This window comes from Escherichia sp. HH26CH, from assembly GCF_009820205.1.
GTDB classification, from domain to species: Bacteria; Pseudomonadota; Gammaproteobacteria; order Enterobacterales; family Enterobacteriaceae; genus Escherichia; species Escherichia coli_F.
In genome coordinates, this window is record NZ_VNXM01000012.1 from 301,598 (window position 1) to 326,082 (window position 24,485).

The window sequence follows — 24,485 nt, forward strand, 5'->3', positions numbered from 1 at the left end:
CTGGCACGAACCCTGCAATCTACATTTACAGCGCAAACATTACTTATTATTAACATATAAATAACTAATTATTTACTGTAGAGGTCGCTATGTCTCAGCCAATTACGCGTGAAAACTTTGATGAATGGATGATACCTGTTTACGCTCCGGCACCATTTATTCCGGTACGTGGCGAAGGTTCGCGCTTGTGGGATCAGCAGGGGAAAGAGTATATCGACTTCGCGGGTGGCATTGCGGTGAACGCACTGGGCCATGCGCACCCGGAACTGCGTGAGGCGCTGAACGAACAGGCGAGTAAGTTCTGGCATACCGGTAATGGTTACACCAACGAGCCGGTACTGCGACTGGCGAAAAAATTGATCGACGCCACTTTTGCCGATCGCGTGTTCTTCTGTAACTCTGGTGCGGAAGCCAATGAAGCGGCGCTCAAACTGGCACGTAAATTCGCCCACGACCGCTTCGGCAGCCATAAGAGCGGCATCGTGGCGTTTAAAAATGCGTTCCACGGGCGCACGCTGTTTACCGTCAGCGCGGGCGGACAGCCAGCCTATTCACAGGATTTTGCGCCACTGCCGCCGGATATTCGTCATGCTGCATATAACGATATTAACTCTGCCAGTGCGCTGATTGACGACTCTACCTGTGCGGTGATTGTCGAACCCATTCAGGGAGAAGGTGGTGTGGTGCCAGCCAGCAACGCATTTTTACAGGGACTTCGCGAACTGTGTGACCGCCACAACGCATTGCTGATTTTTGATGAAGTACAAACGGGCGTCGGGCGTACCGGGGAACTGTATGCCTATATGCACTACGGCGTGACGCCCGATCTGTTAACCACTGCCAAAGCGCTGGGCGGCGGTTTCCCCGTTGGCGCTCTGTTGGCAACCGAAGAATGCGCCAACGTGATGACCGTGGGCACACATGGCACCACTTATGGCGGTAATCCGCTGGCCTCGGCGGTGGCAGGTAAAGTACTGGATCTCATCAACACGCCAGAGATGCTTAATGGCGTTAAACAGCGTCACGACTGGTTTGTTGAGCGTCTTAATACCATTAATCACCGCTATGGTTTGTTCAGTGAAGTTCGCGGCTTAGGTCTTTTAATGGGCTGTGTACTGAATGCTGATTACGCCGGGCAAGCGAAACAAATTTCTCAGGAAGCGGCGAAAGCAGGCGTGATGGTACTGATTGCGGGTGGCAACGTGGTGCGTTTTGCACCAGCGCTCAATGTCAGCGAAGAAGAGGTGACAACCGGGCTGGATCGTTTTGCTGCGGCCTGTGAACGCTTTGTGAGCGGAGGTTCATCATGATGGTCATCCGTCCCGTTGAACGCACTGATGTCTCAGCGTTAATGCAGCTTGCCAGCAAAACGGGCGGCGGCCTGACGTCGCTTCCCGCCAATGAAGCCACGCTTTCGGCGCGTATCGAAAGGGCAATCAAAACCTGGCAGGGCGAACTGCCCAAAAGCGAGCAGGGTTATGTATTTGTACTGGAAGATAGTGAGACAGGCACTGTGGCGGGAATTTGCGCCATTGAAGTGGCGGTTGGTCTGAACGATCCCTGGTATAACTACCGCGTCGGCACGCTGGTTCACGCCTCAAAAGAGCTAAATGTCTATAACGCGTTACCGACGCTGTTTCTCAGTAACGATCACACCGGCAGCAGCGAGTTGTGCACGCTATTTCTCGATCCGGAGTGGCGCAAAGAGGGCAACGGCTATTTGCTGTCGAAATCGCGCTTTATGTTTATGGCGGCTTTTCGCGACAAGTTTAATGACAAAGTGGTCGCCGAAATGCGCGGGGTGATAGACGAACACGGCTATTCACCGTTCTGGCAAAGCCTCGGTAAACGCTTCTTTTCGATGGATTTTAGCCGCGCCGATTTTCTCTGCGGCACCGGGCAAAAGGCGTTTATTGCAGAACTGATGCCGAAACATCCGATCTATACCCACTTTTTATCCCAGGAAGCGCAGGACGTCATCGGTCAGGTACATCCGCAGACCGCGCCTGCCCGCGCGGTGCTGGAGAAAGAAGGTTTTCGCTACCGTAACTATATCGACATTTTTGACGGCGGGCCGACGCTTGAGTGTGACATCGACCGCGTGCGAGCCATTCGCAAAAGTCGGCTGGTGGAAGTGGCAGAAGGGCAGCCTGCGCAGGGCGAATTCCCGGCCTGCCTGGTCGCCAATGAAAATTATCACCATTTCCGCGTGGTGCTGGTGCGTACCGATCCAGCGACCGAGCGTTTGATTTTAACCGCCGCACAACTGGATGCCCTCAAATGCCACGCAGGGGATCGCGTTCGTCTGGTGCGCCTGTGCGCAGAGGAGAAAACAGCATGACTTTATGGATCAATGGTGACTGGGTTACGGGCCAGGGCGCATTGCGTGTGAAGTGTAATCCGGTGTCGGGCGAGGTGCTATGGCAAGGCAATGATGCCGATGCCGCTCAGGTCGAGCAGGCTTGTCGGGCTGCTCGTGCGGCGTTTCCGCGTTGGGCGCGACTCTCCTTTGGCGATCGTCAGGTAAGAGTTGAACGCTTTGCCGGATTGCTGGAAAGCAATAAAGCCGAATTAACCGCGATTATTGCCAGAGAAACCGGTAAGCCGCGCTGGGAAGCGGCAACCGAAGTGACGGCGATGATCAATAAAATCGCGATATCAATTAAGGCGTATCACGTTCGTACCGGCGAGCAGCGTAGCGAAATGCCGGACGGCGCGGCGAGCCTGCGACATCGCCCACACGGCGTGCTGGCGGTGTTTGGGCCGTATAATTTCCCCGGGCATCTGCCGAACGGACATATCGTTCCGGCATTGCTGGCAGGTAACACAATTATCTTTAAACCCAGCGAACTGACACCCTGGAGCGGCGAAGTGGTAATGCGCTTATGGCAGCAGGCTGGCTTGCCGCCGGGCGTGCTGAACCTGGTGCAGGGCGGGCGTGAAACAGGGCAGGCGCTGAGTGCGCTGGAGGATCTCGACGGCTTGCTGTTTACCGGCAGCGCCAATACCGGCTACCAGTTACATCGCCAGCTCTCTGGTCAGCCGGAAAAAATCCTTGCTCTTGAGATGGGCGGTAATAACCCGCTGATTATTGATGAGGTGACGGATATCGATGCCGCTGTCCATCTGACTATTCAGTCAGCATTTGTCACTGCCGGGCAACGGTGTACCTGCGCCCGCCGTTTATTGCTTAAAAGCGGGGCGCAGGGCGATGCATTTATTGCCCGTCTGGTTGCCGTCAGCCAGCGATTAACGCCGGGCAACTGGGACGATGAACCCCAACCGTTTATTGGCGGGCTGATATCAGAGCAGGCCGCACAGCAGGTGGTTACTGCCTGGCAGGAACTGGAAGCGATGGGTGGACGAACCCTGCTTGCGCCGCGCTTATTACAAGCAGGAACATCGTTGCTGACGCCGGGGATCATTGAAATGACGGGCGTTGCTGGCGTACCAGATGAAGAGGTGTTCGGACCGTTATTGCGCGTCTGGCGGTATGATACTTTCGATGAAGCGATTCGAATGGCGAATAACACTCGCTTCGGCCTCTCATGCGGTCTGGTTTCCCCCGCGCGGGAAAAATTCGATCAACTTTTGCTGGAGGCGCGAGCAGGGATTGTTAACTGGAACAAACCGCTTACCGGTGCTGCCAGTACCGCACCATTCGGCGGTATTGGCGCTTCCGGTAACCATCGCCCCAGTGCCTGGTATGCCGCCGATTACTGCGCCTGGCCGATGGCAAGCCTGGAGTCAGACTCGTTAACGTTGCCCGCCACGCTTAACCCCGGTCTGGATTTTTCCGATGAGGTGGTGCGATGAACGCCTGGGAAGTCAATTTCGACGGGCTGGTAGGGCTGACGCATCATTACGCGGGCTTGTCGTTTGGTAATAAAGCCTCTACCCGTCACCGTTTTCAGGTGTCTAACCCGCGACTGGCGGCGAAACAGGGCTTACTGAAAATGAAAACCCTTGCCGATGCGGGATTCCCCCAGGCGGTGATCCCGCCGCACGAGCGTCCGTTTATTCCGGTGCTGCGTCAACTGGGATTCAGTGGTAGCGATGAGCAGGTACTGGAAAAAGTTGCACGCCAGGCACCGCACTGGCTTTCCAGCGTCAGCTCCGCTTCGCCAATGTGGGTAGCCAATGCGGCAACGATCGCGCCATCTGCCGATACGCTGGATGGCAAAGTGCATCTCACCGTTGCCAACCTGAACAATAAATTTCACCGTTCGCTGGAAGCCCCCGTCACCGAATCGCTGTTAAAAGCGATTTTTAACGACGAAGAGAAATTTAGTGTCCATTCGGCGTTGCCGCAGGTAGCGTTGCTCGGTGATGAGGGGGCGGCAAACCACAATCGTCTCGGCGGTCATTACGGTGAACCGGGTATGCAACTTTTTGTCTACGGGCGAGAAGAGGGCAATGATACCCGGCCTTCCCGTTATCCGGCGCGACAGACTCGCGAAGCCAGCGAGGCGGTGGCAAGGCTGAATCAGGTGAATCCCCAACAGGTGATTTTCGCCCAGCAAAACCCGGACGTTATCGACCAGGGCGTTTTTCATAATGACGTGATTGCCGTGAGTAACCGCCAGGTGCTGTTTTGTCATCAACAGGCGTTCGCTCGACAGGTGCAGTTACTGGCAAACCTGCGTGCGCGGGTGAACGGTTTTATGGCGCTAGAAGTTCCGGCGGCACAGGTTTCCGTGTCGGATGCGGTGTCTACATATCTGTTTAACAGCCAACTGCTGAGCCGCGATGATGGTTCCATGATGTTGGTGCTGCCTCAGGAGTGTCGGGAACACGCCGGAGTATGGCGTTATCTCAATGAACTCCTTGCCGCTGACAACCCGATTAGCGAACTAAAAGTTTTTGATTTACGTGAAAGCATGGCGAATGGCGGAGGCCCGGCGTGCCTGCGGTTGCGCGTGGTATTGACAGAAGAAGAACGCCGGGCGGTGAATCCGGCGGTGATGATGAACGATACGCTGTTTAATGCGCTCAATGACTGGGTGGAGCGTTACTACCGCGATCGTCTTACTGCGGCGGATCTGGCTGATCCGCTGCTGCTGCGCGAAGGAAGGGAAGCACTGGATGTATTGAGCCAATTACTGAATCTCGGTTCGGTTTATCCGTTCCAGCGCGAGGGAGGGGGCAATGGATAATTTTCTTGCTCTGACCTTAACGGGTAAAAAACCGGTTATCACCGAGCGAGAAATCAACGGCGTTCGCTGGCGCTGGCTGGGCGATGGCGTGCTGGAACTGACGCCATTAACGCCACCGCAAGGTGCGCTGGTGATTTCAGCGGGAATACACGGTAATGAGACGGCACCTGTGGAGATGCTGGACGCGTTGCTTGGCGCGATATCTCACGGCGAGATCCCGTTACGTTGGCGGCTGCTGGTGATCCTCGGGAATCCTCCTGCGCTGAAGCAAGGGAAACGTTATTGCCATAGCGATATGAACCGAATGTTTGGCGGACGTTGGCAGCTATTTGCTGAAAGCGGGGAAACCTGTCGGGCGCGCGAACTGGAACAGTGCCTGGAAGATTTTTATGACCAGGGCAAAGAATCTGTGCGCTGGCACCTTGATCTCCATACCGCAATTCGTGGCTCCTTGCATCCGCGGTTCGGTGTATTACCGCAACGCGACATTCCCTGGGACGAGAAATTTCTGACGTGGCTGGGGACGGCGGGGCTGGAGGCACTGGTGTTCCATCAGGCGCCTGGTGGTACGTTTACCCATTTCAGCGCCAGACATTTTGGCGCGCTGGCCTGTACGCTGGAACTTGGCAAAGCGTTACCCTTTGGGCAAAACGATCTTCGCCAGTTTGCAGTCACTGCCAGCGCAATTGCTGCGCTGCTATCTGGTGAGAGTGTCGGTATCGTGAGAACGCCGCCACTACGTTATCGGGTGGTTTCGCAAATTACTCGCCACTCGCCGTCCTTCGAAATGCATATGGCAAGTGACACGCTGAATTTTATGCCGTTTAAGAAAGGAACGTTGCTGGCGCAGGACGGTGAGGAACGTTTTACCGTAACCCATGATGTAGAGTATGTGTTATTCCCTAATCCGTTGGTAGCGTTGGGATTACGCGCGGGATTAATGCTCGAAAAAATAAGCTAATACTTACCCGCAGAAATCATTCTGCGGGTATTAAGTTACTTTCTTATAAATTAATACAGATTAATCCTGGTTATTTGCTTTATTTATCACCAGTCATCCGGTATAGTTCTTCATAATCTCTGCAAAATCATCGTGTTGTAATATTCTCTCATCACTCTCCATCAAATTTTCTTTTTTTCTCCATAATTGGCGCAAAAGTGTTTTTTACACTTTCATTGTTTTACCGTTGCTCTGATTAATTGACGCTAAAGTCAGTAAAGTTAATCTCGTCAACACGGCACGCTACTTAAGAAAGCCGTAATAAATAACTGAAAGGAAGGATATAGAATATGCGTAAATTAACTGCACTGTTTGTTGCCTCTACCCTGGCTCTTGGCGCGGCTAACCTGGCCCATGCCGCAGACACCACTACCGCAGCACCGGCTGACGCGAAGCCGATGATGCACCACAAAGGCAAGTTCGGTCCGCATCAGGACATGATGTTCAAAGACCTGAACCTGACCGACGCGCAGAAACAGCAGATTCGCGAAATCATGAAAGGCCAGCGTGACCAGATGAAACGTCCGCCGCTGGAAGAACGTCGCGCAATGCATGACATCATTGCCAGCGATACCTTCGATAAAGCAAAAGCTGAAGCGCAGATCGCAAAAATGGAAGAACAGCGCAAAGCTAATATGCTGGCGCACATGGAAACCCAGAACAAAATTTACAACATCCTGACGCCGGAACAGAAAAAGCAATTTAATGCTAATTTTGAGAAGCGTCTGACAGAACGTCCAGCGGCAAAAGGTAAAATGCCTGCAACTGCTGAATAATCTTTCAGCCAAAAAACTTAAGACCGCCGGTCTTGTCCACTACCTTGCAGTAATGCGGTGGACAGGGTCGGCGGTTTTCTTTTTTGTTCTCAAACAGATGCAAAAAAAGCCTGATCGCCACTAACGTAAATCACCCGAGTTGCCGATAACCATCCACGGTTACCTGAACGATAACAATGAAAAGAACGGGCCGGGAGCGAGTATGGAATACTTTGATATGCGTAAAATGTCGGTGAATTTGTGGCGAAACGCTGCCGGTGAAACGCGCGAAATTTGCACTTTCCCACCGGCAAAACGTGATTTTTACTGGCGCGCCAGCATTGCATCCATCGCGGCGAATGGGGAGTTTTCTTTGTTTCCAGGTATGGAAAGGATAGTGACGTTGCTGGAAGGCGGCGAGATGTTCCTTGAAAGCGCAGACCGCTTTAACCATACCTTAAAACCGTTACAGCCTTTTGCCTTTGCGGCGGACCAGGTGGTTAAAGCGAAACTGACGGCAGGGCAGATGTCGATGGATTTCAACATCATGACACGCCTGGATGTCTGTAAGGCGAAAGTCAGAATTGCCGAACGTACGTTTACTACCTTTGGCTCACGCGGCGGGGTGGTGTTTGTGATTAACGGGGCGTGGCAACTGGGCGATAAACTGCTCACTACCGACCAGGGCGCGTGCTGGTTCGATGGCAGGCACACCCTGCGGCTTTTACAACCGCAAGGTAAACTGTTGTTCAGTGAAATCAACTGGCTTTCGGGTCATTCACCGGATCAAGTTCGGTAATTTCATAGTTACCAGAAAGCAAAGGTTTACAGAGAATTTTATAACCGTCGTGATCAAACCCGGCGGGTGTCCGAATTAACGTTGTCGCTTCTTCCAGCGAATTAACCGCCCCCAACCACAGCCAGTTTTGAACAATATGATATTGAGTCATTTCCGGGTGCTGTTCTTTCAGTGCCACCGCACCTTGCCAAGGCCAACACACCACCCGCAAACGCGCCAGAGCCTGGCGCAAGCGTAGCGCATGTTCCTCAGGGCTCTCTTTACCGCAACACGCTCCAGCGCAACGTTTTAATGCAGAACGAAAACATGCACGACCGCGGCTTAACGGTTCCAGTCCCAACAGGCCATAGCAAAGTTTTTGTTCATCAGCGATGGTCTGCAATGCTTGCAAAGCTGCGCGCCTATTGGCAAACAGGCCAAACAGGTTGGGGGCTCGTGAAAAATCCACCTCTTTGGCATACACCACATCGACGCGCTTTTCATTTAATTGCAGGGCACAGAGCTGGCGATTGCGGCGCAACCGTTTATTAAACAGCGGCTGTTGTTCTTTGATTAATCGCGCTTCAAGGAGCAGAGCGCCGATTTCGCCTGCGGTGCAGATCCAGCTAATTCGCCGGGATTGCCGTAGCATGGCGGCTTCATCCGGGGTGCGTAAATGAGAAAGCACCCGACTGCGGATATTAACGCTTTTGCCGATATAGAGCGGCATGGTGTCACTTTCGCCATGAAACAGATACACCCCTGGTCGGGTGGGTAAGTCATTAAGGAATGATCGTAAATGTTCGGGATATTCATAAATTGCCGCAGCTTCAAATTCGAGCCGCGGAGAAGTTAAACGCCGTACCACTGTTGACTCCGAATGCTGGTTATCTATCCAGTGTAACAGGCGGGGAGCGATTAAAAAAGAGGCGGGTCGATAACAAAGGTTACACCGTCTGACGTGCTACGCCTGTCAGGCCTATTCGACTCATGCAATATATTGAATTTGCATAGTTTTGTGGGGCGAATAAGGCGTTCACGCCGCATCCGGCGTGAACAAAGTACTCTTTTTCGCACAAACCAAATGTGCAAATTATTACTTTTTCCAGAAATCATCGAAAACGGTAATTGGCGGACGGCGTTTATGTTCGGTTTTCAGATACCAGTTCTCTATTGTTCTGGCGACCTGTTCAGGTACGTTTTTCCCTTCCAGATAGTCGTCGATATTGTCATAGGTCACGCTGAGTGCCACTTCATCTGGCAGAGAAGGGCGATCATCTTCCAGATCGGCCGTTGGGGCTTTCTTATAAAGATGTTCCGGACAACCTAATGCCGCCAGTAACTGTTTACCCTGACGTTTGTTGAGGCGATACAGCGGATTAATGTCCGTACCGCCGTCACCATATTTAGTGAAGAATCCGGTAATGGCTTCTGCTGCATGATCGGTGCCCACCACGACACCGCTGGTCATACCCGCAATGCTATATTGTGCTTTCATCCGCTCACGCGCTTTTTCATTGCCACGGACAAAATCACTTAATTCAATACCCGCTTCGCGCAGCGCCTGTTCGCTGGCCAATACCGCGCCCTTGATATTAACGGTTAATACGCGATCCGGTTGAATAAAGGCAATGGCATCCTGACAATCTTGTTCGTCGGCCTGAACACCATAAGGCAGGCGTACGGCAATAAATTGCAGCGATTCGTTGCCGGTTTCCTGGCGCAGCTCATTAATCGCCATCTGGCACAGCTTACCGGCAAGCGTGGAGTCCTGACCGCCGCTGATCCCGAGCACCAGTGATTTAATGAACGGATAAGTTTGCAGGTAGCTTTTCAGAAAATCGACACTACGACGAATTTCCTCTTCAGCATTAATCTGCGGTTTTGCGCCCAGCGCCTTTATTATTTGTTGTTGCAATGTCATTGAACCCCTCCAGACAGAAAAGACAAAACTTCCTTAAAGCTAACCCGTTGCTACTGAAACGACAAGCGACAGCGGGCTGAATGGTGGTTAAAACGTCATACAGGAATCCTCTGAAAGCGGAGCCGTTTCGTTCACGGGCTTGAAAAAGCGCCCAATGTATTCCAGGCTTATCTAACACGCTGATAAACAAGAGGACGGAATATGAACAAGAATATGGCAGGAATTCTGAGTGCAGCGGCGGTATTAACCATGCTGGCGGGTTGTACGGCTTATGATCGTACCAAAGACCAGTTTGTACAGCCTGTGGTGAAAGACGTCAAAAAAGGCATGAGCCGGGCGCAGGTTGCACAAATTGCGGGTAAACCTTCGTCTGAAGTGAGCATGATTCATGCTCGTGGTACTTGCCAGACCTACATCCTGGGTCAACGTGATGGTAAAGCAGAAACCTACTTTGTCGCGTTAGATGATACCGGACATGTCATCAACTCCGGTTATCAGACCTGTGCTGAATACGACACTGATCCACAGGCTGCGAAGTAATCACTTCGTCTGAAAGCTTGAGTAACAACGGAAACCGGCCATTGCGCCGGTTTTTTTTGGCCTGTGTTCTTAATTATCTTCGCGAATTATTTGCCCGAAATGTGAAGAGGGTCATAACCACAGGTCAAGGAGAGACAATTTATAAGGTCAAAGAAATACTATTGCTCAGGTCTATACCGTATACTCCTTTCAGCCACAAAAAAAGTCATGTTGGTTTCGCAAGTTACCCAGAGCATGGAAGCAGGTTAAGGCTTGCGGAGTGTCTGGCTGACAGATAATCGTCGATGAGGGCAGTTTTATGGAAAAGAAACACATTTATCTGTTTTGTTCTGCGGGCATGTCTACCTCTTTAATGGTATCAAAAATGCGCGCACAGGCAGAAAAATATGAAGTTCCGGTCATTATTGAAGCATTTCCGGAAACACTGGCTGGTGAAAAAGGTCAGAATGCCGATGTCGTGTTATTAGGGCCGCAGATTGCTTATATGTTGCCCGAAATCCAGCGTTTGTTACCCAACAAACCGGTTGAAGTAATTGACTCGCTGCTTTATGGCAAAGTCGATGGTTTAGGCGTGCTTAAGGCTGCGGTTGCAGCGATTAAAAAAGCCGCAGCAAATTAATTTATTTTAAATTTTCCCGTCAAAGAGTTATTTCATAAATCAATACCGCAATATTTAAATTGCGGTTTTTAAGGGTATTTTTCTATGAGTAATGTTATTGCATCGCTTGAAAAGGTACTCCTCCCTTTTGCAGTTAAAATAGGAAAGCAGCCACACGTTAATGCAATCAAAAATGGCTTTATTCGCTTAATGCCGTTAACCCTTGCGGGGGCCATGTTTGTATTAATTAACAACGTTTTTCTAAGCTTTGGGGAGGGGTCGTTTTTTTATTCCTTAGGTATTCGCCTGGATGCCTCAACCATTGAAACACTTAATGGTCTGAAAGGTATTGGCGGCAACGTATATAACGGAACATTAGGGATAATGTCTTTAATGGCACCGTTCTTTATTGGCATGGCACTGGCAGAAGAGCGTAAAGTCGATGCGCTGGCGGCTGGGTTGTTATCCGTTGCAGCATTTATGACCGTCACCCCTTATAGTGTCGGTGAGGCCTATGCGGTTGGCGCAAACTGGTTAGGTGGGGCGAATATCATCTCCGGGATTATTATTGGCCTGGTGGTGGCAGAAATGTTTACCTTTATTGTCCGCCGCAATTGGGTCATTAAATTGCCCGACAGCGTACCTGCTTCAGTATCGCGTTCCTTCTCGGCATTAATCCCCGGCTTTATTATTCTTTCCGTGATGGGGATTATTGCCTGGGCGTTGAATACCTGGGGCACCAACTTCCATCAGATCATTATGGATACCATCTCAACCCCACTGGCATCGTTGGGTAGCGTGGTGGGCTGGGCCTATGTGATCTTTGTTCCACTGCTCTGGTTCTTCGGTATTCATGGTGCGCTGGCGCTGACCGCACTGGACAACGGCATTATGACGCCGTGGGCGCTGGAAAATATCGCGACCTATCAGCAATATGGTTCCGTCGAAGCGGCGCTGGCAGCCGGTAAGACCTTCCATATCTGGGCCAAGCCGATGCTGGACTCCTTTATTTTCCTTGGGGGCAGTGGTGCGACTTTAGGTCTAATTCTGGCTATCTTTATCGCCTCTCGCCGTGCTGATTATCGTCAGGTGGCAAAACTGGCGCTGCCGTCCGGCATCTTCCAGATTAACGAACCGATTCTGTTTGGTTTGCCAATTATCATGAACCCGGTGATGTTTATCCCGTTTGTACTGGTACAACCGATTCTGGCGGCAATCACTCTGGCAGCGTACTACATGGGCATTATTCCTCCGGTGACCAATATTGCACCGTGGACCATGCCAACCGGTCTGGGGGCCTTCTTTAACACCAACGGTAGCGTCGCCGCATTGCTGGTCGCACTCTTCAACCTTGGTATCGCAACGTTAATTTATCTGCCCTTTGTTGTGGTCGCTAACAAAGCACAAAACACGATTGATAAAGAAGAGAGCGAAGAAGATATCGCTAATGCCCTGAAATTTTAATCGATGCCGGTAGGAGTAATCGTGCCGGCAAGAAAAGAGAGGAACGATGTACGATGGATCTCGATAACATTCCCGATACGCAAACAGAAGCTGAAGAGCTGGAAGAAGTGGTGATGGGACTTATCATCAACTCCGGACAAGCGCGCAGCCTGGCGTATGCCGCACTGAAACAGGCGAAGCAGGGCGATTTTGCCGCAGCAAAAGCCATGATGGATCAGTCACGGATGGCATTGAATGAAGCGCATCTGGTACAGACGAAACTGATTGAAGGCGATGCGGGCGAAGGTAAGATGAAAGTGAGTCTGGTGCTGGTCCACGCTCAGGATCATTTAATGACGTCCATGCTTGCGCGTGAACTGATTACTGAATTAATTGAGCTTCATGAAAAACTGAAGGCATAAGGAGTTGATGATGCAGCCAGTGATTAACGCGCCGGAAATTGCCACTGCCCGAGAACAGCAGTTGTTTAATGGCAAAAACTTCCATGTGTTTATCTACAACAAAACTGAGAGTATCAGCGGACTGCATCAGCACGACTATTATGAATTTACTCTGGTATTAACCGGGCGTTACTTCCAGGAGATTAATGGTAAGCGCGTGTTACTGGAACGGGGCGATTTTGTTTTTATTCCGTTAGGTTCGCACCATCAAAGTTTTTATGAGTTTGGTGCCACGCGCATATTGAACGTTGGGATCAGTAAACGCTTTTTTGAGCAGCATTACCTGCCGTTGTTGCCTTATTGCTTTGTCGCTTCGCAGGTATACCGGACCAATAACGCTTTTCTCACCTATGTGGAAACAGTGATTTCTTCATTGAATTTCCGCGAAACAGGGCTGGAAGAGTTTGTTGAGATGGTGACTTTTTATGTCATTAACCGTTTGCGTCATTACCGCGAAGAACAGGTGATTGATGATGTACCGCAGTGGCTGAAAAGTACGGTAGAAAAGATGCATGATAAAGAGCAGTTTAGTGAATCGGCGCTGGAGAATATGGTGACGTTGTCAGCCAAATCACAGGAATATTTGACGCGAGCGACTCAACGATATTATGGCAAAACACCAATGCAGATTATTAATGAGATCCGTATTAATTTTGCCAAAAAACAACTGGAAATGACCAACTATTCCGTGACGGATATTGCGTTTGAGGCCGGTTATAGTAGCCCGAGCTTGTTTATTAAAACGTTTAAGAAATTAACGTCCTTTACGCCTAAGAGCTATCGTAAGAAATTGACTGAATTTAATCAGTAAGTCGTTATACCTGACAATTAACATATCTGTCCTGTTGCTGGATTATTTATGTCCGGGGGCAGATATGCCAGATATCAGTATTCTGTACTGAAGGGAGAAATTATGAGCCAGAAATTAAAAGTCGTCACTATTGGTGGCGGGAGCAGCTATACCCCGGAATTACTGGAAGGATTTATTAAGCGTTATCACGAATTGCCGGTCAGCGAATTATGGCTGGTGGATGTCGAAGATGGTAAAGAGAAACTGGATATTATTTTTGATCTCTGCCAACGGATGATTGATAACGCTGGCGTCCCGATGAAGCTTTATAAAACGCTGGATCGCCGCGAAGCATTGAAAGATGCTGATTTCGTTACTACCCAACTGCGCGTAGGCCAATTACCGGCGCGCGAACTGGATGAACGTATTCCATTAAGTCATGGTTATCTTGGTCAGGAAACTAACGGCGCGGGCGGTTTGTTTAAAGGTCTGCGTACCATTCCGGTGATTTTTGACATCGTAAAAGATGTCGAAGAACTTTGTCCGAATGCATGGGTGATTAACTTCACTAACCCGGCGGGAATGGTCACTGAAGCCGTTTATCGTCATACCGGATTTAAACGCTTTATCGGCGTGTGTAATATTCCGATCGGCATGAAGATGTTTATTCGCGATGTTCTGATGCTGAAAGACAGCGATGATTTATCTATCGATTTGTTCGGCCTCAACCATATGGTGTTCATTAAGGATGTGCTGGTAAATGGCAAATCACGCTTTGCCGAATTGCTTGATGGTGTGGCATCCGGGCAGTTAAAAGCATCTGGCGTTAAAAATATTTTCGATCTGCCATTTAGCGAAGGCTTAATTCGTTCTCTGAATCTGTTGCCGTGTTCTTATTTGCTTTATTACTTCAAGCAAAAAGAGATGCTGGCTATTGAAATGGGCGAATACTACAAAGGCGGCGCACGTGCGCAGGTAGTACAGAAAGTCGAGAAACAACTTTTTGAGCTATATAAAAACCCGGAGTTGAAAGTTAAGCCGAAAGAACTGGAACAGCGCGGTGGGGCTTATTACTCTGATGCAGCGTGCGAAGTGATCAACGCTATCTACAACGATAAGCAAGCAGAACATTACGTTAATATCCCGCATCATGGGCATATTGATAATATTCCGGCAGACTGGGCGGTAGAAATGACCTGTACGCTGGGGCGCGATGGCGCGACGCCACATCCGCGCATTACGCATTTCGATGATAAAGTGATGGGGCTGATTCACACCATCAAAGGCTTCGAGATTGCTGCCAGCAACGCCGCACTTAGCGGGGAATTTAACGATGTGTTACTGGCGCTAAACCTTAGTCCGTTGGTGCATTCCGATCGCGATGCTGAGCTGCTGGCACGCGAGATGATTCTGGCGCACGAGAAATGGCTGCCAAATTTTGCCGACTGCATCGCAGAGCTTAAAAAAGCACATTAACCGAGGCTGATTATGGAACGCTTACTGATTGTTAATGCCGATGATTTTGGCTTAAGCAAAGGTCAGAACTACGGCATTATCGAGGCCTGTCGCAATGGGATTGTCACGTCGACGACGGTGCTGGTGAATGGGCAGGCTATTGACCATGCAGTGCAGTTGAGTCGTGATGAACCGAGTCTGGCCATAGGGATGCACTTTGTCCTTACTATGGGCAAGGCACTGACAGCTATGCCGGGGTTAACCCGCGATGGTGTGCTGGGAAAATGGATCTGGCAGTTGGCAGAAGAAGATGCTTTACCGCTGGAAGAAATTACTCAGGAGCTCGCCAGTCAGTATTTGCGTTTCATTGAGCTATTTGGACACAAACCTACGCATCTTGATAGCCATCATCATGTGCATATGTTCCCGCAGATTTTCCCGATTGTTGCCAGGTTTGCGGCTGAAGAGGGGATAGCGTTGCGCATCGACCGTCAGCCGCTATCTAACGTTGGTGATTTACCGGCTAATCTGCGCAGTTCGCAGGGATTCAGTAGCGCGTTTTATGGTGAAGAGATTAGCGAGACACTGTTCCTGCAAGTGCTTGATGACTCCAGTCATCGCGGCGAGCGCTCTCTGGAAGTGATGTGCCACCCGGCGTTTATCGATAATACGATTCGCCAGAGTGCTTATTGCTTCCCTCGGTTAACGGAACTGGATGTGCTGACTTCAGCGTCGTTGAAATATGCGATTGCTGAGCGTGGTTATCGGTTGGGGAGTTATCTTGATGTGTAAGTAAGGTGGTAAGGTCACTCCCCAGGGGGCGTGACCTTATCCATATTTACGCCGGGATTTTGTCAATCTTAGGAATGCGTGACCACACGCGGTGTGCTGCCATCAGCGTTAACAGTTCATCCATAAAACTACCATCGGCGCTGTCAGCTTCCACAATCCCTTCTTCACCCTGGTCAGCGACCTTGATTGTTGCTTTAAACTTGCGCGCGTCTCCCGCCAGCGCAATCGGTTTAAGGTGTTTGTAGGCTTCCATCAGGTAGTAGTTGGCATCGCCGTTGTCAGCGATATCCGCGATATTGCCGCAAGGGACAATAACCGCATCGACCGTCAGCGAAGGCGCTCCGGCAAATGTAGCGGCTATAGGCAGCACCGTACCGTCATCCGCAGTCACTTCACCCATTCGGGAGTAGAGCAGTTTGGCATGAACGCCTTTGGCCTTCAGCGCCTTGAGAATGGCCAGAAGGTCTGCCGATCTCACTTCATCATTAAGCAAAATCGCTACCACGCGACCTTTTACATCACCGTCAGGAATGGCGTACAGACTTAAGGATGGATCCTTTTTCAGACCGTTGACGTCCGGAGGCGGGGTGATATTCAGCTGGTCGTCAGTCAGTTCGATACCGAGATTTTTCGCCACCGCCTGGGCCAGAGTGAGATCAATATGCGCCAGCTGGTCAACAACGCGCTCACGAATATACGGACGAACTACTTTGCTTAACTCAAAACTGAAACCATCGACAATATGGCGCTGCTCGAATGGCGTCTGACTTAGCCAGAACAGACGCGGATGGGAATAATATTCGCCAAACGATGGGCTGCGCTCGCGAACTTTATTGCCTTCCACGCGCTCCTGGTATGATTCAAAACCGCCGCGTTTCGGCCCCGGCGGTGTTTCGCGCGGCCAGTTATCGTTGATCGAGTTCGGTTCGTAATTCGCCGGGTTAGTGTCGATCCCCATACGATGCATGCCGTCACGCTGGAAATTATGGTAAGGGCAGGTCGGGCGGTTAATCGGAATCTCATGGAAATTGGGTCCGCCAAGACGACTGATTTGTGTATCGGTATAAGAGAACAAACGCCCCTGCAACAGCGGATCGTTGGTGAAATCCAGACCGGGGACAATATGCCCAGGATGGAAAGCCGCCTGTTCGTTTTCGGCAAAGAAGTTATCCGGGTTGCGATTGAGCACCATTTTGCCAACCCGCTGAACGGGTACCAGTTCTTCCGGGATGAGTTTGGTTGGATCGAGAAGATCGAAGTCAAACTTGAATTCATCTTCTTCAGGAATCAACTGGAAGCCCAGTTCGTATTCCGGAAAATCGCCTGCTTCGATGGCTTCCCACAACTCGCGGCGGTGGAAGTCCGGGTCACGTCCGGTTAGTTTTTGTGCTTCATCCCAAACGAGTGAGGCTTTACCTGCCAGTGGTTTCCAGTGGAAACGTACGAACGTTGCCTTCCCTTCAGCATTAATCAGGCGGAAGGTGTGAATACCGAAGCCTTCCATGGTGCGGTAACTGCGCGGGATCCCGCGATCCGACATCGCCCACATCACGTTGTGCAGAGTTTCAGGTTGCAGAGAAACATAATCCCAGAAAGTATCGTGGGCGCTTTGCCCTTGTGGGATTGCCCAGTGCGGTTCTGGTTTTACCGCATGAACAAAATCGGGGAATTTATGCGCATCCTGGATAAAGAAGATTGGCGTGTTATTGCCAACAAGGTCAAAAATACCCTCTTCGGTATAGAATTTGGTGGCAAAGCCACGGATATCACGCACCGTATCCGCCGAGCCAGCACCACCCTGAACGGTAGAGAAACGTACAAATACTGGGGTGATTTTGTTGGGGTCTGACAGAAAATCCGCTTTGGTGATATCGCTTAAGCTTTTATATGGCTGGAAATAACCGTGAGCGGCTGAGCCGCGCGCATGAACAATTCGTTCCGGGATGCGCTCATGGTCAAAGTGAGTGATTTTCTCGCGCAGAATAAAATCTTCCAGCAGTGTTGGGCCACGGCTACCGGCGCGTAGGGAGTTTTGATCATCGGCGATGCGTACACCCTGGTTGGTGGTAAGTGCATAATTTTCACTGCCTTTACGCACGTCCTCCAGGGAGTTCAGCTTTTCATTACGTGTATCAGGGGCTTTCAGACTCCCTGGCGCGGTTGGCTGCGCTCCCGGTGGCGTCGGTTCAGCCGCTGGACGATGGGAACCGTCCTCAGGTGCCAGTGAGTCCATCCCCGGTTTCGCTTCGCTGGAATCGTGTAGTGGTGACTGGTGCTGATGTGGGTTCTTTTCGTTATGTTGCGACATTGAACTCGTCTCCTTAATGTATTACTGAAAGGGCCGCTGTTTTGGTCAAAAAACTCTCTAACTATAGACCACCAGCCAGATCCCGCTTCGGAGACTATTCTGGAAACGGTGTTATGAAATACACGCAAAGCGGGACGTACAGGGGCTAAATCGGCTAAACTACAGTTTTTCTGATTTTTAATATGCGTTTAGTGAAGCCAGTAATGAAGAAACCGCTCCGTCAGCAAAACCGCCAGATTATTAGCTATGTCCCACGCACGGAACCCGCGCCGCCAGAACATGCGATAAAGATGGATTCGTTTCGTGATGTCTGGATGCTGCGTGGCAAATATGTTGCGTTTGTACTGATGGGAGAGTCATTTCTGCGCTCACCGGCGTTTACTGTGCCTGAATCCGCCCAGCGTTGGGCAAATCAGATCCGCCAGGAAGGGGAAGTGACTGAGTAAGGATTACGTACCTCCCGGTTTTGCCGGGAGTTACATGGCCTGAAATTTTGTATTTCATTGCTACATTCATTCAAACCACCTGTAACAAAAAGCTGCCTTTGACGATCTATTGCTATAAATAAGTGATCTTTTTTCTTTAATTGTTTATTTATTTTAAAATGGTTAAGTTTTGCTAATCATGATGAGCTATTTTTGATAGTTCATCCTGTGGCGTCGCTCTTAAACTTATATTGTAAATGACTTAGATTTAAATGAGATAATAATTTTGTTAACAATATGAGGCGGGAGATGTTTTCTACAAACTTAATACAGAGTAATTATGGTGATTTAAATATTAAAAGCCTGGCTTTCGACTCTTTTAAAGAAAGGCTGCAGTCTACTATGACAGCACTCACTTTCTTTATATCAACGGGGCAATGTGACTGCGATGAAATAGCAGAATCAAACTTTAATTATATGATTGCCTATATGTCTAACATTAACTATGATGCCTCAAAGCCAGGAGCGCCAGCACTTAGTTTTGATACATATCTGCAGGACAATGTTAAATATAGAGTAATAATTAATAATCTTTATGGTAGTGAAATTCGGATAAGAGGTATAAATAAAGATTTTATTGGAATGGATGTCGCTTCTGTATTTCGCCCAGAAAAGATGACCAATTTGATCAATATAAAAAACAGGTTGGTTATTCACTATTTAAGGACTATATACTATGAACAAAATTATATACATCCTGCCGGGAGTATTTTTTCTGCAATTCAAAAAAATGAGAGTCTCCTAAAGTTTCCTTCGGTAATATCAATGCTTAATGTCAATCTTCTTTTTAATCCACTGAATCTTCCGGGAATGGGAAGTGGTGTGCTTGAAGAGATTATGAGTATTTCAGATAGTTCACTTAGAAAACGTCTTGGGTATGAGGTTTTAAGCTTCTCGCTACAAGCACATTCATTGAGTCAGGAATGTATTGATAAGTTAGCCATTTTTTTCGCTGACGATCTGTTTAAATATGAGTCAGTATGCATCGCCGCGATGGAACATTTAAAAAGTAAGGCAACGGCCCCTATACAAAACGGACCGTTGCCAGCATAAGAATTAACGGTGTGCCAGTTCGGCGTCGTCTTCGCTATCCAGAATGGCTTTATCGGTTTGCTTCAGCCACTGGCTGGTCAGCGTGCCAGCGGTCATCGAGCCACTAACGTTTAGCGCCGTACGGCCCATGTCGATAAGCGGTTCAACGGAGATTAACAATGCCACCAGCGTTACAGGCAGGCCCATCGCAGGCAGCACAATCAGTGCGGCGAAAGTTGCGCCACCACCGACACCGGCAACGCCTGCGGAACTAACGGTAACAATACCGACCAGCGTCGCAATCCACATCGGGTCCAGCGGGTTAATGCCAACCGTAGGCGCAACCATCACCGCCAGCATTGCCGGATACAAACCGGCACAGCCGTTCTGACCAATGGTCGCACCGAAAGAGGCGGCGAAACTGGCGATGGATTCAGGAACACCGAGTCGACGCGTTTGTGCTTCCACATTAAGCGGGATAGACGCAGCACTGGAACGGCTGGTAAAGGCAAACGTCAGTACTGGCCATACCTTACGGAAGTACTTCAGCGGGCTCACGCCATTAATGCCCAGCAGAAGGCCATGCACTGCAAACATAATCAGAAGACCGAGGTAGGACGCGACAACGAAACTACCCAGTTTGATGATGTCTTGCAGGTTAGAACCTGCAACCACTTTGGTCATCAGCGCCAGAACGCCGTAAGGGGTCAGCTGCATGACCAGGCGAACCAGTTTCATCACCCAGCTTTGCAGGGTATCGATAGCGGTTAAGACGCGTTCACCTTTCGGCGCATCATCCTTCAGCAGCTTCAGCGCAGCTACGCCGAGGAATGCGGCAAAAATTACCACGCTGATAATTGACGTCGGATTGGCTCCGGTCAGATCGGCAAACGGGTTTTTCGGGATAAAGGACAAGACCAGCTGCGGAACGCTCAGGTCAGAGACTTTACCAACATAGTTACTTTCGATGGCGTTCAAACGTGCAGTTTCTGCACCACCCTGAACCAGACCTTCAGCCGTCAAACCAAACAGGTTGGTGACCAGCACACCGACCAGCGCCGCAATCAGCGTGGTAAACAAAAGCGTTCCGATGGTCAGAAAACTGATTTTGCCTAACTGTGATGCGTTATGCAGACGGGCAACCGCGCTCAAAATAGAGGCGAAGACTAACGGCATAACGATCATTTGCAGCAGTTGAACATAGCCATTACCAACGATGTTAAACCACTGTACAGAATCTTTAAGTACCTGGCTGTCAGAACCATAAATGGTATGCAGGGCGAGGCCAAAAACCACACCCATCACCAGACCCACCAGCACTTTTTTCGCCAGACTCCACTGTTTATGGCGGGTCTGAGCCAGCGCAAACAGCAGTACAACGAACACCACGATGTTCGCAATTAATGGAAAGTTCATCCCCGTTCTCCTGATCTTATTATTTCTATCACTGCGTAGCAGTCATAGTGTTGGCGCAAGATTAACAGAACTGTGAGCTGGCTCTTATATTCAAATGGAATTGCTTATTCCAGAAAGGCGATTTTTGCCTTTTTAGTATTCAACCTGATGCTTAATAAGCCGATGAAACTGGATCTGCAAGGTATTGATCATTTGCGATGACCAACGAACAGCGCTGTTTTCGGGTAATGAATGGGGCATCCATACCGACCAGACAAATAATGCCATGCAGATAAAACGTTCCAGTTGGTTGCCCTTTTGGGGAACCAGGATAGGCAAGCGGAAACGCCAGCGGCATGGCCAGAGCAGGGGAACACCGGCGGGTGTCAGCATATCGGCAAGTATGTGGCTCAAATAACCCAGCACCATGCCCTGCAATGCATCAGCCGGAATGAACCAGCTTTCAGGAACCTTAAGGTAAAAGGTTGCCAGCAGCGCAAATACCGCCAGCAGACTGTGGGTAAAACCACGATGCCCAAAAGCGCGGGCGATCGGTTTTGATATCCACTTTAATCGCTGCCCAAGAAACGACTTTGGGTGATCGATGTCCGGTAACAAACACGTCAGGATTGCGGAAGGGACAATATGCCACCAGTCACCCTGTGCCAGCACGGGCGTCAGCTCGGCATTTTTGGCAAATACCGCACAAGCAATAGAAAAGAGAAGGTGACCTTCCGCCGTCATGATAAAACTCACTAAACTGTCGATACGTACAGTATAGGATTTTTATACAGTGCGCGGAAGTGGTGACGGTGTAACTCTTTCTCTTAAATTGACGATTAATCCGTCAGTTGAATGCAAATTCAGATAAAGAACCAGGAGCAGCGTGATCACTGCCCCTGGTCATTAACCGAGAAGGTCTTTTGCGGTGAGTTCTGTCAGCGATGAGAGTTTGACGTTTGCTAATACAAAACGTGGATCATTTTGCGCTTCTGGCGCAGGAACGACGATGGAACGCATGCGGGCTGCTTTAGAAGCGATCATGCCATTTACCGAGTCTTCCAGCGCCACGCAGGTCAGTGGGTCAACGCCCAGTTTTGCTGCGCAGTCGAGATATACTTGCGGATGCGGCTTGCTGTAAGGCAATTTTTCAGCCGAGGCGAGGGCATCGAAACTGTCGCGTAAGTCAAACATGGTCAACACTTTTTCCAGCATATGTAGTGGTGACGCGGAGGCCAGTCCCACCAATAAACCTTGTTCTTTGCATAACGCAACGGCTTCACGCACGCCTGGCAATAATGGGTGTGTCTCTTCAACCAGTGAAATGGCACGAGCAATAACCCGTTCTACTACTTCCTGACGGCTTGGACCATTCCAGGGTTGCCGGGCGTACCAAAGATCGACCACCATATCGATGCGTAAACCTAAGGTGTCCGGCAGCTCGTTACGACGGGAGATATCCACCCCCAGGCTTGCCATCACATCCAGTTCGGCCCGATCCCATAAAGGTTCTGAGTCGATAAGTAATCCATCCATATCAAAAATTGCAGCAAGAATCTGACGCGGGGTTGACATTACAACCTCTCCTTTAGAGCATTATGTGTAAGGTATTAAGCCGTGCTTATGATTAAGCGCCTATCATATCGCCTTTAAAGAATGGGCGAAAACAGATATCTACAGGTAAACTAAGTGAAACGACGCGTCTTAATCAAGGAGAACTCATGACGTATCAACAAGCTGGACGCATTGCTGTTTTGAAAAGGATTTTAGGTTGGGTGATTTTTATACCTGCATTGATCTCTACATTGATTTCTTTGCTGAAATTTATGAATACCCGGCAGGAAAACCAGGAAGGCATTAATGCGGTCATGCTCGACTTTACTCATGTCATGATCGATATGATGCAGGCGAATACGCCTTTTTTGAATCTGTTCTGGTATAACTCCCCGACGCCCAATTTTAATGGTGGCGTGAACGTTATGTTCTGGGTGATTTTCATCCTGATTTTTGTCGGACTGGCGTTGCAGGATTCCGGTGCCCGGATGAGTCGCCAGGCGCGCTTCTTGCGGGAAGGTGTTGAAGATCAACTCATTCTGGAAAAAGCCAAAGGGGAAGAGGGGCTAACGCGTGAACAGATTGAGTCACGTATTGTTGTCCCGCACCATACTATTTTCCTGCAGTTTTTCTCGCTGTATATCCTGCCGGTTATTTGTATTGCTGCAGGTTATGTGTTCTTTTCTCTGCTGGGGTTTATTTAATCAAAAGGCCGCACGGAGCGGCCATTATCCTCACCCCATATTATGCTGCTAATAATCTATCCAGTGACTGCTGAGCAATAACCAAATGCTGACCGCCAAATAACCTTGCACGATTTAACAGCGTGTAGAGTTGGTAAACCGGTTGACGTTCAAGGAAATCGGCAGGTAGCGGGGATACTGACTGATAGCCGTCATAGATTTGTGGCGGCTGTTCAGTATGCAGCGGTAACATCGCCAGGTCGCACTCTCGGTCACCCCAGTAGCAGGCCGGGTCGAAAATGTACGGGCCATCCGGACCCAGCGCACAGTTGCCGGACCATAAATCGCCGTGCAACAGAGAAGGCTGCGGTTGATGCGAGGCCAGACGCTGCTGAATATGCTCGACGATGGCATCGATATTGCCGAAAGCGATCCCTTTTTCTGCCGCCAGTTCCAGCTGCCAGCCAATCCGTTGTTCAGCAAAAAAAGTTGACCAGCGACGTTGCCAGGTGTTGGGCTGGGGAGTTGTGGAGAGCGCGTTATCGAAATCGAGGCCAAATTGCGGTTGGTCGCTCCATTGATGTAAACGCGCAATTTGCTGACCAAGAATAAATGCGCTATGCGCATCCAGCGGGCGAGGTGGGAGATAATCCATCACCAGAAAACTGTAGTCACGGTCAGCGCCAACTGCCCAAACCTTAGGCACGGTGACGGTTTTACTACGCGACAGTAACTCCAGTTGGTCGGCTTCGGCGGTAAAACCGGGAAGCAGTTCCCTTTCATCACATTTGACGAAAAAGTCACGTCCTGCATAGCGCAAATGCCATGCGGCATGGACTTCTCCGCCAGGCAGTTCATTACGCAGTTCGATTTCGCCTTCACCTAACTGCTCGCTCAAAAGACGACTGATTGCCTGCCACATGATGTCTCTCCCATGTTGTCTGCCAGATCATAAGGTTAGCGCAAGAATGCGGTGTAAAAACACGAGCTAACGCACACCACAGACTGATTATTGCCCAAAAACCATTTATTTTTTGTTGCTATTCCATTCCTCCCAGGTCGTGATGGTGATTTCAGGATCTTTGCCGGTTGCACTTTGGGTAAGCCCCGAAACCAGTTCTCTAATTTCTTCTTCACTTTGGGTACTGATAAGTCCAAAAGTGTTAGTCCCCAGCTCATGGATATTTCCATCATCATCCGTCATGGTGAGCAAAAAACCGTCGCGAGTCAGGTAATTATTCAACTCGTTAATTTCAGTCAATGTATCCTCGTGCAACATGACGGTTATGACATAACGGACAAGATCGCCACTGGCCATAGTTCACCCCTTTGTTAT

25 protein-coding genes are annotated in these 24,485 nt (G+C 49.7%); 17 read left to right on the plus strand and 8 right to left on the minus strand.

Translation table 11 applies throughout. The annotated features are described in order from the left end of the window. Window positions 1-89 precede the first annotated feature (89 nt). From astC to ves, 7 genes are all read left to right on the plus strand, one after another. On the plus strand, window positions 90-1,310 hold the full coding sequence (astC, locus tag FQ015_RS03495) for a succinylornithine/acetylornithine transaminase (RefSeq protein ID WP_160523714.1): 1,221 nt from the start codon (window positions 90-92) through the stop codon (window positions 1,308-1,310). Further along, window positions 1,307-2,341: an arginine N-succinyltransferase gene (gene astA, locus FQ015_RS03500; protein WP_000989455.1), complete on the plus strand. Its 1,035-nt coding sequence runs from the start codon at window positions 1,307-1,309 to the stop codon at window positions 2,339-2,341. The genes astC and astA overlap by 4 nt, the downstream gene beginning before the upstream one ends. After that, complete coding sequence (astD, locus tag FQ015_RS03505; protein WP_160523715.1) at window positions 2,338-3,816, plus strand: succinylglutamate-semialdehyde dehydrogenase; 1,479 nt, start codon at window positions 2,338-2,340, stop codon at window positions 3,814-3,816. Before astA ends, astD begins: the two co-directional genes overlap by 4 nt. After that, window positions 3,813-5,156: an N-succinylarginine dihydrolase gene (gene astB / locus FQ015_RS03510; protein ID WP_160523716.1), complete on the plus strand. Its 1,344-nt coding sequence runs from the start codon at window positions 3,813-3,815 to the stop codon at window positions 5,154-5,156. Before astD ends, astB begins: the two co-directional genes overlap by 4 nt. Next, a complete protein-coding gene (gene astE / locus FQ015_RS03515) occupies window positions 5,149-6,117 on the plus strand; it encodes a succinylglutamate desuccinylase (protein ID WP_160523717.1) in 969 nt (322 codons plus the stop codon). Before astB ends, astE begins: the two co-directional genes overlap by 8 nt. Before the next feature lie 329 nt (window positions 6,118-6,446). Beyond that, window positions 6,447-6,932, plus strand: coding sequence for an ATP-independent periplasmic protein-refolding chaperone Spy (gene spy, locus FQ015_RS03520; RefSeq protein WP_001228981.1), 486 nt, complete (start codon window positions 6,447-6,449; stop codon window positions 6,930-6,932). Window positions 6,933-7,134: 202 nt separating this feature from the next. Next, window positions 7,135-7,710: an environmental stress-induced protein Ves gene (gene ves / locus FQ015_RS03525; protein ID WP_160523718.1), complete on the plus strand. Its 576-nt coding sequence runs from the start codon at window positions 7,135-7,137 to the stop codon at window positions 7,708-7,710. Here ves and cho read toward each other — a convergent pair. Both cho and nadE read right to left on the minus strand, forming a co-directional pair. Beyond that, window positions 7,670-8,557, minus strand: a complete 888-nt coding sequence (gene cho / locus FQ015_RS03530) for an excinuclease Cho (protein WP_160523719.1) — start codon at window positions 8,555-8,557, stop codon at window positions 7,670-7,672. The genes ves and cho overlap by 41 nt on opposite strands. Before the next feature lie 228 nt (window positions 8,558-8,785). Next, complete coding sequence (nadE, locus tag FQ015_RS03535) at window positions 8,786-9,613, minus strand: ammonia-dependent NAD(+) synthetase (RefSeq protein WP_160523720.1); 828 nt, start codon at window positions 9,611-9,613, stop codon at window positions 8,786-8,788. 201 nt (window positions 9,614-9,814) lie between these two features. On the opposite strand from nadE, the gene osmE reads away from it, so the two are divergent. The 7 genes from osmE to chbG all read left to right on the plus strand — a co-directional run bounded on the left by osmE (window position 9,815) and on the right by chbG (window position 15,692). Further along, window positions 9,815-10,153: an osmotically-inducible lipoprotein OsmE gene (osmE, locus tag FQ015_RS03540; RefSeq protein WP_001039044.1), complete on the plus strand. Its 339-nt coding sequence runs from the start codon at window positions 9,815-9,817 to the stop codon at window positions 10,151-10,153. 298 nt (window positions 10,154-10,451) lie between these two features. Next, the gene (gene chbB, locus FQ015_RS03545) at window positions 10,452-10,772 is read left to right on the plus strand and encodes a PTS N,N'-diacetylchitobiose transporter subunit IIB (protein ID WP_160523721.1); all 321 of its coding nucleotides are present in this window, start codon (window positions 10,452-10,454) and stop codon (window positions 10,770-10,772) included. 84 nt (window positions 10,773-10,856) lie between these two features. Continuing rightward, a complete protein-coding gene (chbC, locus tag FQ015_RS03550; RefSeq protein WP_039020756.1) occupies window positions 10,857-12,215 on the plus strand; it encodes a PTS N,N'-diacetylchitobiose transporter subunit IIC in 1,359 nt (452 codons plus the stop codon). A 53-nt stretch (window positions 12,216-12,268) separates the two neighbouring features. After that, window positions 12,269-12,616 (plus strand): PTS N,N'-diacetylchitobiose transporter subunit IIA, encoded by a 348-nt coding sequence (gene chbA / locus FQ015_RS03555; protein WP_001299572.1) that lies wholly within the window; start codon window positions 12,269-12,271, stop codon window positions 12,614-12,616. A gap of 7 nt (window positions 12,617-12,623) precedes the next feature. After that, window positions 12,624-13,466 carry a transcriptional regulator ChbR gene (chbR, locus tag FQ015_RS03560; RefSeq protein WP_000983653.1) on the plus strand — a complete coding sequence of 281 codons (843 nt, stop codon included), beginning with the start codon at window positions 12,624-12,626 and terminating at the stop codon, window positions 13,464-13,466. A gap of 102 nt (window positions 13,467-13,568) precedes the next feature. Next, window positions 13,569-14,921 carry a 6-phospho-beta-glucosidase gene (gene celF, locus FQ015_RS03565; protein ID WP_001571521.1) on the plus strand — a complete coding sequence of 451 codons (1,353 nt, stop codon included), beginning with the start codon at window positions 13,569-13,571 and terminating at the stop codon, window positions 14,919-14,921. Window positions 14,922-14,933: 12 nt separating this feature from the next. Beyond that, window positions 14,934-15,692 carry a chitin disaccharide deacetylase gene (gene chbG / locus FQ015_RS03570; RefSeq protein ID WP_039020757.1) on the plus strand — a complete coding sequence of 253 codons (759 nt, stop codon included), beginning with the start codon at window positions 14,934-14,936 and terminating at the stop codon, window positions 15,690-15,692. A 46-nt stretch (window positions 15,693-15,738) separates the two neighbouring features. Here chbG and katE read toward each other — a convergent pair whose 3' ends face one another. Continuing rightward, window positions 15,739-18,000 (minus strand): catalase HPII, encoded by a 2,262-nt coding sequence (gene katE, locus FQ015_RS03575; RefSeq protein WP_000077873.1) that lies wholly within the window; start codon window positions 17,998-18,000, stop codon window positions 15,739-15,741. A 182-nt stretch (window positions 18,001-18,182) separates the two neighbouring features. On the opposite strand from katE, the gene cedA reads away from it, so the two are divergent. After that, window positions 18,183-18,446, plus strand: a complete 264-nt coding sequence (gene cedA, locus FQ015_RS03580) for a cell division activator CedA (RefSeq protein WP_001241561.1) — start codon at window positions 18,183-18,185, stop codon at window positions 18,444-18,446. Between the two features lie 288 nt (window positions 18,447-18,734). Further along, window positions 18,735-19,538 carry a protein YdjO gene (gene ydjO / locus FQ015_RS03585; protein WP_077900835.1) on the plus strand — a complete coding sequence of 268 codons (804 nt, stop codon included), beginning with the start codon at window positions 18,735-18,737 and terminating at the stop codon, window positions 19,536-19,538. A gap of 3 nt (window positions 19,539-19,541) precedes the next feature. Here ydjO and tcyP read toward each other — a convergent pair whose 3' ends face one another. The 3 genes from tcyP to hxpB all read right to left on the minus strand — a co-directional run bounded on the left by tcyP (window position 19,542) and on the right by hxpB (window position 22,487). Further along, complete coding sequence (tcyP, locus tag FQ015_RS03590; protein ID WP_001010714.1) at window positions 19,542-20,933, minus strand: cystine/sulfocysteine:cation symporter; 1,392 nt, start codon at window positions 20,931-20,933, stop codon at window positions 19,542-19,544. Between the two features lie 132 nt (window positions 20,934-21,065). Then, window positions 21,066-21,656 (minus strand): metal-dependent hydrolase, encoded by a 591-nt coding sequence (locus tag FQ015_RS03595; RefSeq protein WP_001295408.1) that lies wholly within the window; start codon window positions 21,654-21,656, stop codon window positions 21,066-21,068. 162 nt (window positions 21,657-21,818) lie between these two features. Beyond that, the gene (hxpB, locus tag FQ015_RS03600; RefSeq protein ID WP_000106826.1) at window positions 21,819-22,487 is read right to left on the minus strand and encodes a hexitol phosphatase HxpB; all 669 of its coding nucleotides are present in this window, start codon (window positions 22,485-22,487) and stop codon (window positions 21,819-21,821) included. A gap of 146 nt (window positions 22,488-22,633) precedes the next feature. Here hxpB and FQ015_RS03605 point away from each other — a divergent pair, with 146 nt between their 5' ends. Then, window positions 22,634-23,170 carry a YniB family protein gene (locus tag FQ015_RS03605; protein ID WP_000222172.1) on the plus strand — a complete coding sequence of 179 codons (537 nt, stop codon included), beginning with the start codon at window positions 22,634-22,636 and terminating at the stop codon, window positions 23,168-23,170. A 40-nt stretch (window positions 23,171-23,210) separates the two neighbouring features. On the opposite strand, the gene FQ015_RS03610 is transcribed toward FQ015_RS03605, so the two are convergent. Both FQ015_RS03610 and ghoS read right to left on the minus strand, forming a co-directional pair. Continuing rightward, window positions 23,211-24,071 (minus strand): fructosamine kinase family protein, encoded by an 861-nt coding sequence (locus FQ015_RS03610; RefSeq protein ID WP_000267670.1) that lies wholly within the window; start codon window positions 24,069-24,071, stop codon window positions 23,211-23,213. Window positions 24,072-24,176: 105 nt separating this feature from the next. After that, window positions 24,177-24,467, minus strand: coding sequence for a type V toxin-antitoxin system endoribonuclease antitoxin GhoS (gene ghoS, locus FQ015_RS03615; RefSeq protein ID WP_000146148.1), 291 nt, complete (start codon window positions 24,465-24,467; stop codon window positions 24,177-24,179). Window positions 24,468-24,485: the final 18 nt, after the last annotated feature.

What these genes read in the sequence shown, in the direction of transcription:
- astC (WP_160523714.1), top strand. Translation starts at nt 90, where the DNA reads ATGTCTCAGCCAATTACGCGTGAAAACTTTGATGAATGGATGATACCT.
- astA (WP_000989455.1), top strand. Translation starts at nt 1,307, where the DNA reads ATGATGGTCATCCGTCCCGTTGAACGCACTGATGTCTCAGCGTTAATG.
- astD (WP_160523715.1), top strand. Translation starts at nt 2,338, where the DNA reads ATGACTTTATGGATCAATGGTGACTGGGTTACGGGCCAGGGCGCATTG.
- astB (WP_160523716.1), top strand. Translation starts at nt 3,813, where the DNA reads ATGAACGCCTGGGAAGTCAATTTCGACGGGCTGGTAGGGCTGACGCAT.
- astE (WP_160523717.1), top strand. Translation starts at nt 5,149, where the DNA reads ATGGATAATTTTCTTGCTCTGACCTTAACGGGTAAAAAACCGGTTATC.
- spy (WP_001228981.1), top strand. Translation starts at nt 6,447, where the DNA reads ATGCGTAAATTAACTGCACTGTTTGTTGCCTCTACCCTGGCTCTTGGC.
- ves (WP_160523718.1), top strand. Translation starts at nt 7,135, where the DNA reads ATGGAATACTTTGATATGCGTAAAATGTCGGTGAATTTGTGGCGAAAC.
- nadE (WP_160523720.1), bottom strand. Translation starts at nt 9,613, where the DNA reads ATGACATTGCAACAACAAATAATAAAGGCGCTGGGCGCAAAACCGCAG.
- osmE (WP_001039044.1), top strand. Translation starts at nt 9,815, where the DNA reads ATGAACAAGAATATGGCAGGAATTCTGAGTGCAGCGGCGGTATTAACC.
- chbB (WP_160523721.1), top strand. Translation starts at nt 10,452, where the DNA reads ATGGAAAAGAAACACATTTATCTGTTTTGTTCTGCGGGCATGTCTACC.
- chbC (WP_039020756.1), top strand. Translation starts at nt 10,857, where the DNA reads ATGAGTAATGTTATTGCATCGCTTGAAAAGGTACTCCTCCCTTTTGCA.
- chbA (WP_001299572.1), top strand. Translation starts at nt 12,269, where the DNA reads ATGGATCTCGATAACATTCCCGATACGCAAACAGAAGCTGAAGAGCTG.
- chbR (WP_000983653.1), top strand. Translation starts at nt 12,624, where the DNA reads ATGATGCAGCCAGTGATTAACGCGCCGGAAATTGCCACTGCCCGAGAA.
- celF (WP_001571521.1), top strand. Translation starts at nt 13,569, where the DNA reads ATGAGCCAGAAATTAAAAGTCGTCACTATTGGTGGCGGGAGCAGCTAT.
- chbG (WP_039020757.1), top strand. Translation starts at nt 14,934, where the DNA reads ATGGAACGCTTACTGATTGTTAATGCCGATGATTTTGGCTTAAGCAAA.
- katE (WP_000077873.1), bottom strand. Translation starts at nt 18,000, where the DNA reads ATGTCGCAACATAACGAAAAGAACCCACATCAGCACCAGTCACCACTA.
- cedA (WP_001241561.1), top strand. Translation starts at nt 18,183, where the DNA reads ATGCGTTTAGTGAAGCCAGTAATGAAGAAACCGCTCCGTCAGCAAAAC.
- ydjO (WP_077900835.1), top strand. Translation starts at nt 18,735, where the DNA reads ATGTTTTCTACAAACTTAATACAGAGTAATTATGGTGATTTAAATATT.
- tcyP (WP_001010714.1), bottom strand. Translation starts at nt 20,933, where the DNA reads ATGAACTTTCCATTAATTGCGAACATCGTGGTGTTCGTTGTACTGCTG.
- FQ015_RS03595 (WP_001295408.1), bottom strand. Translation starts at nt 21,656, where the DNA reads ATGACGGCGGAAGGTCACCTTCTCTTTTCTATTGCTTGTGCGGTATTT.
- hxpB (WP_000106826.1), bottom strand. Translation starts at nt 22,487, where the DNA reads ATGTCAACCCCGCGTCAGATTCTTGCTGCAATTTTTGATATGGATGGA.
- FQ015_RS03605 (WP_000222172.1), top strand. Translation starts at nt 22,634, where the DNA reads ATGACGTATCAACAAGCTGGACGCATTGCTGTTTTGAAAAGGATTTTA.
- FQ015_RS03610 (WP_000267670.1), bottom strand. Translation starts at nt 24,071, where the DNA reads ATGTGGCAGGCAATCAGTCGTCTTTTGAGCGAGCAGTTAGGTGAAGGC.
- ghoS (WP_000146148.1), bottom strand. Translation starts at nt 24,467, where the DNA reads ATGGCCAGTGGCGATCTTGTCCGTTATGTCATAACCGTCATGTTGCAC.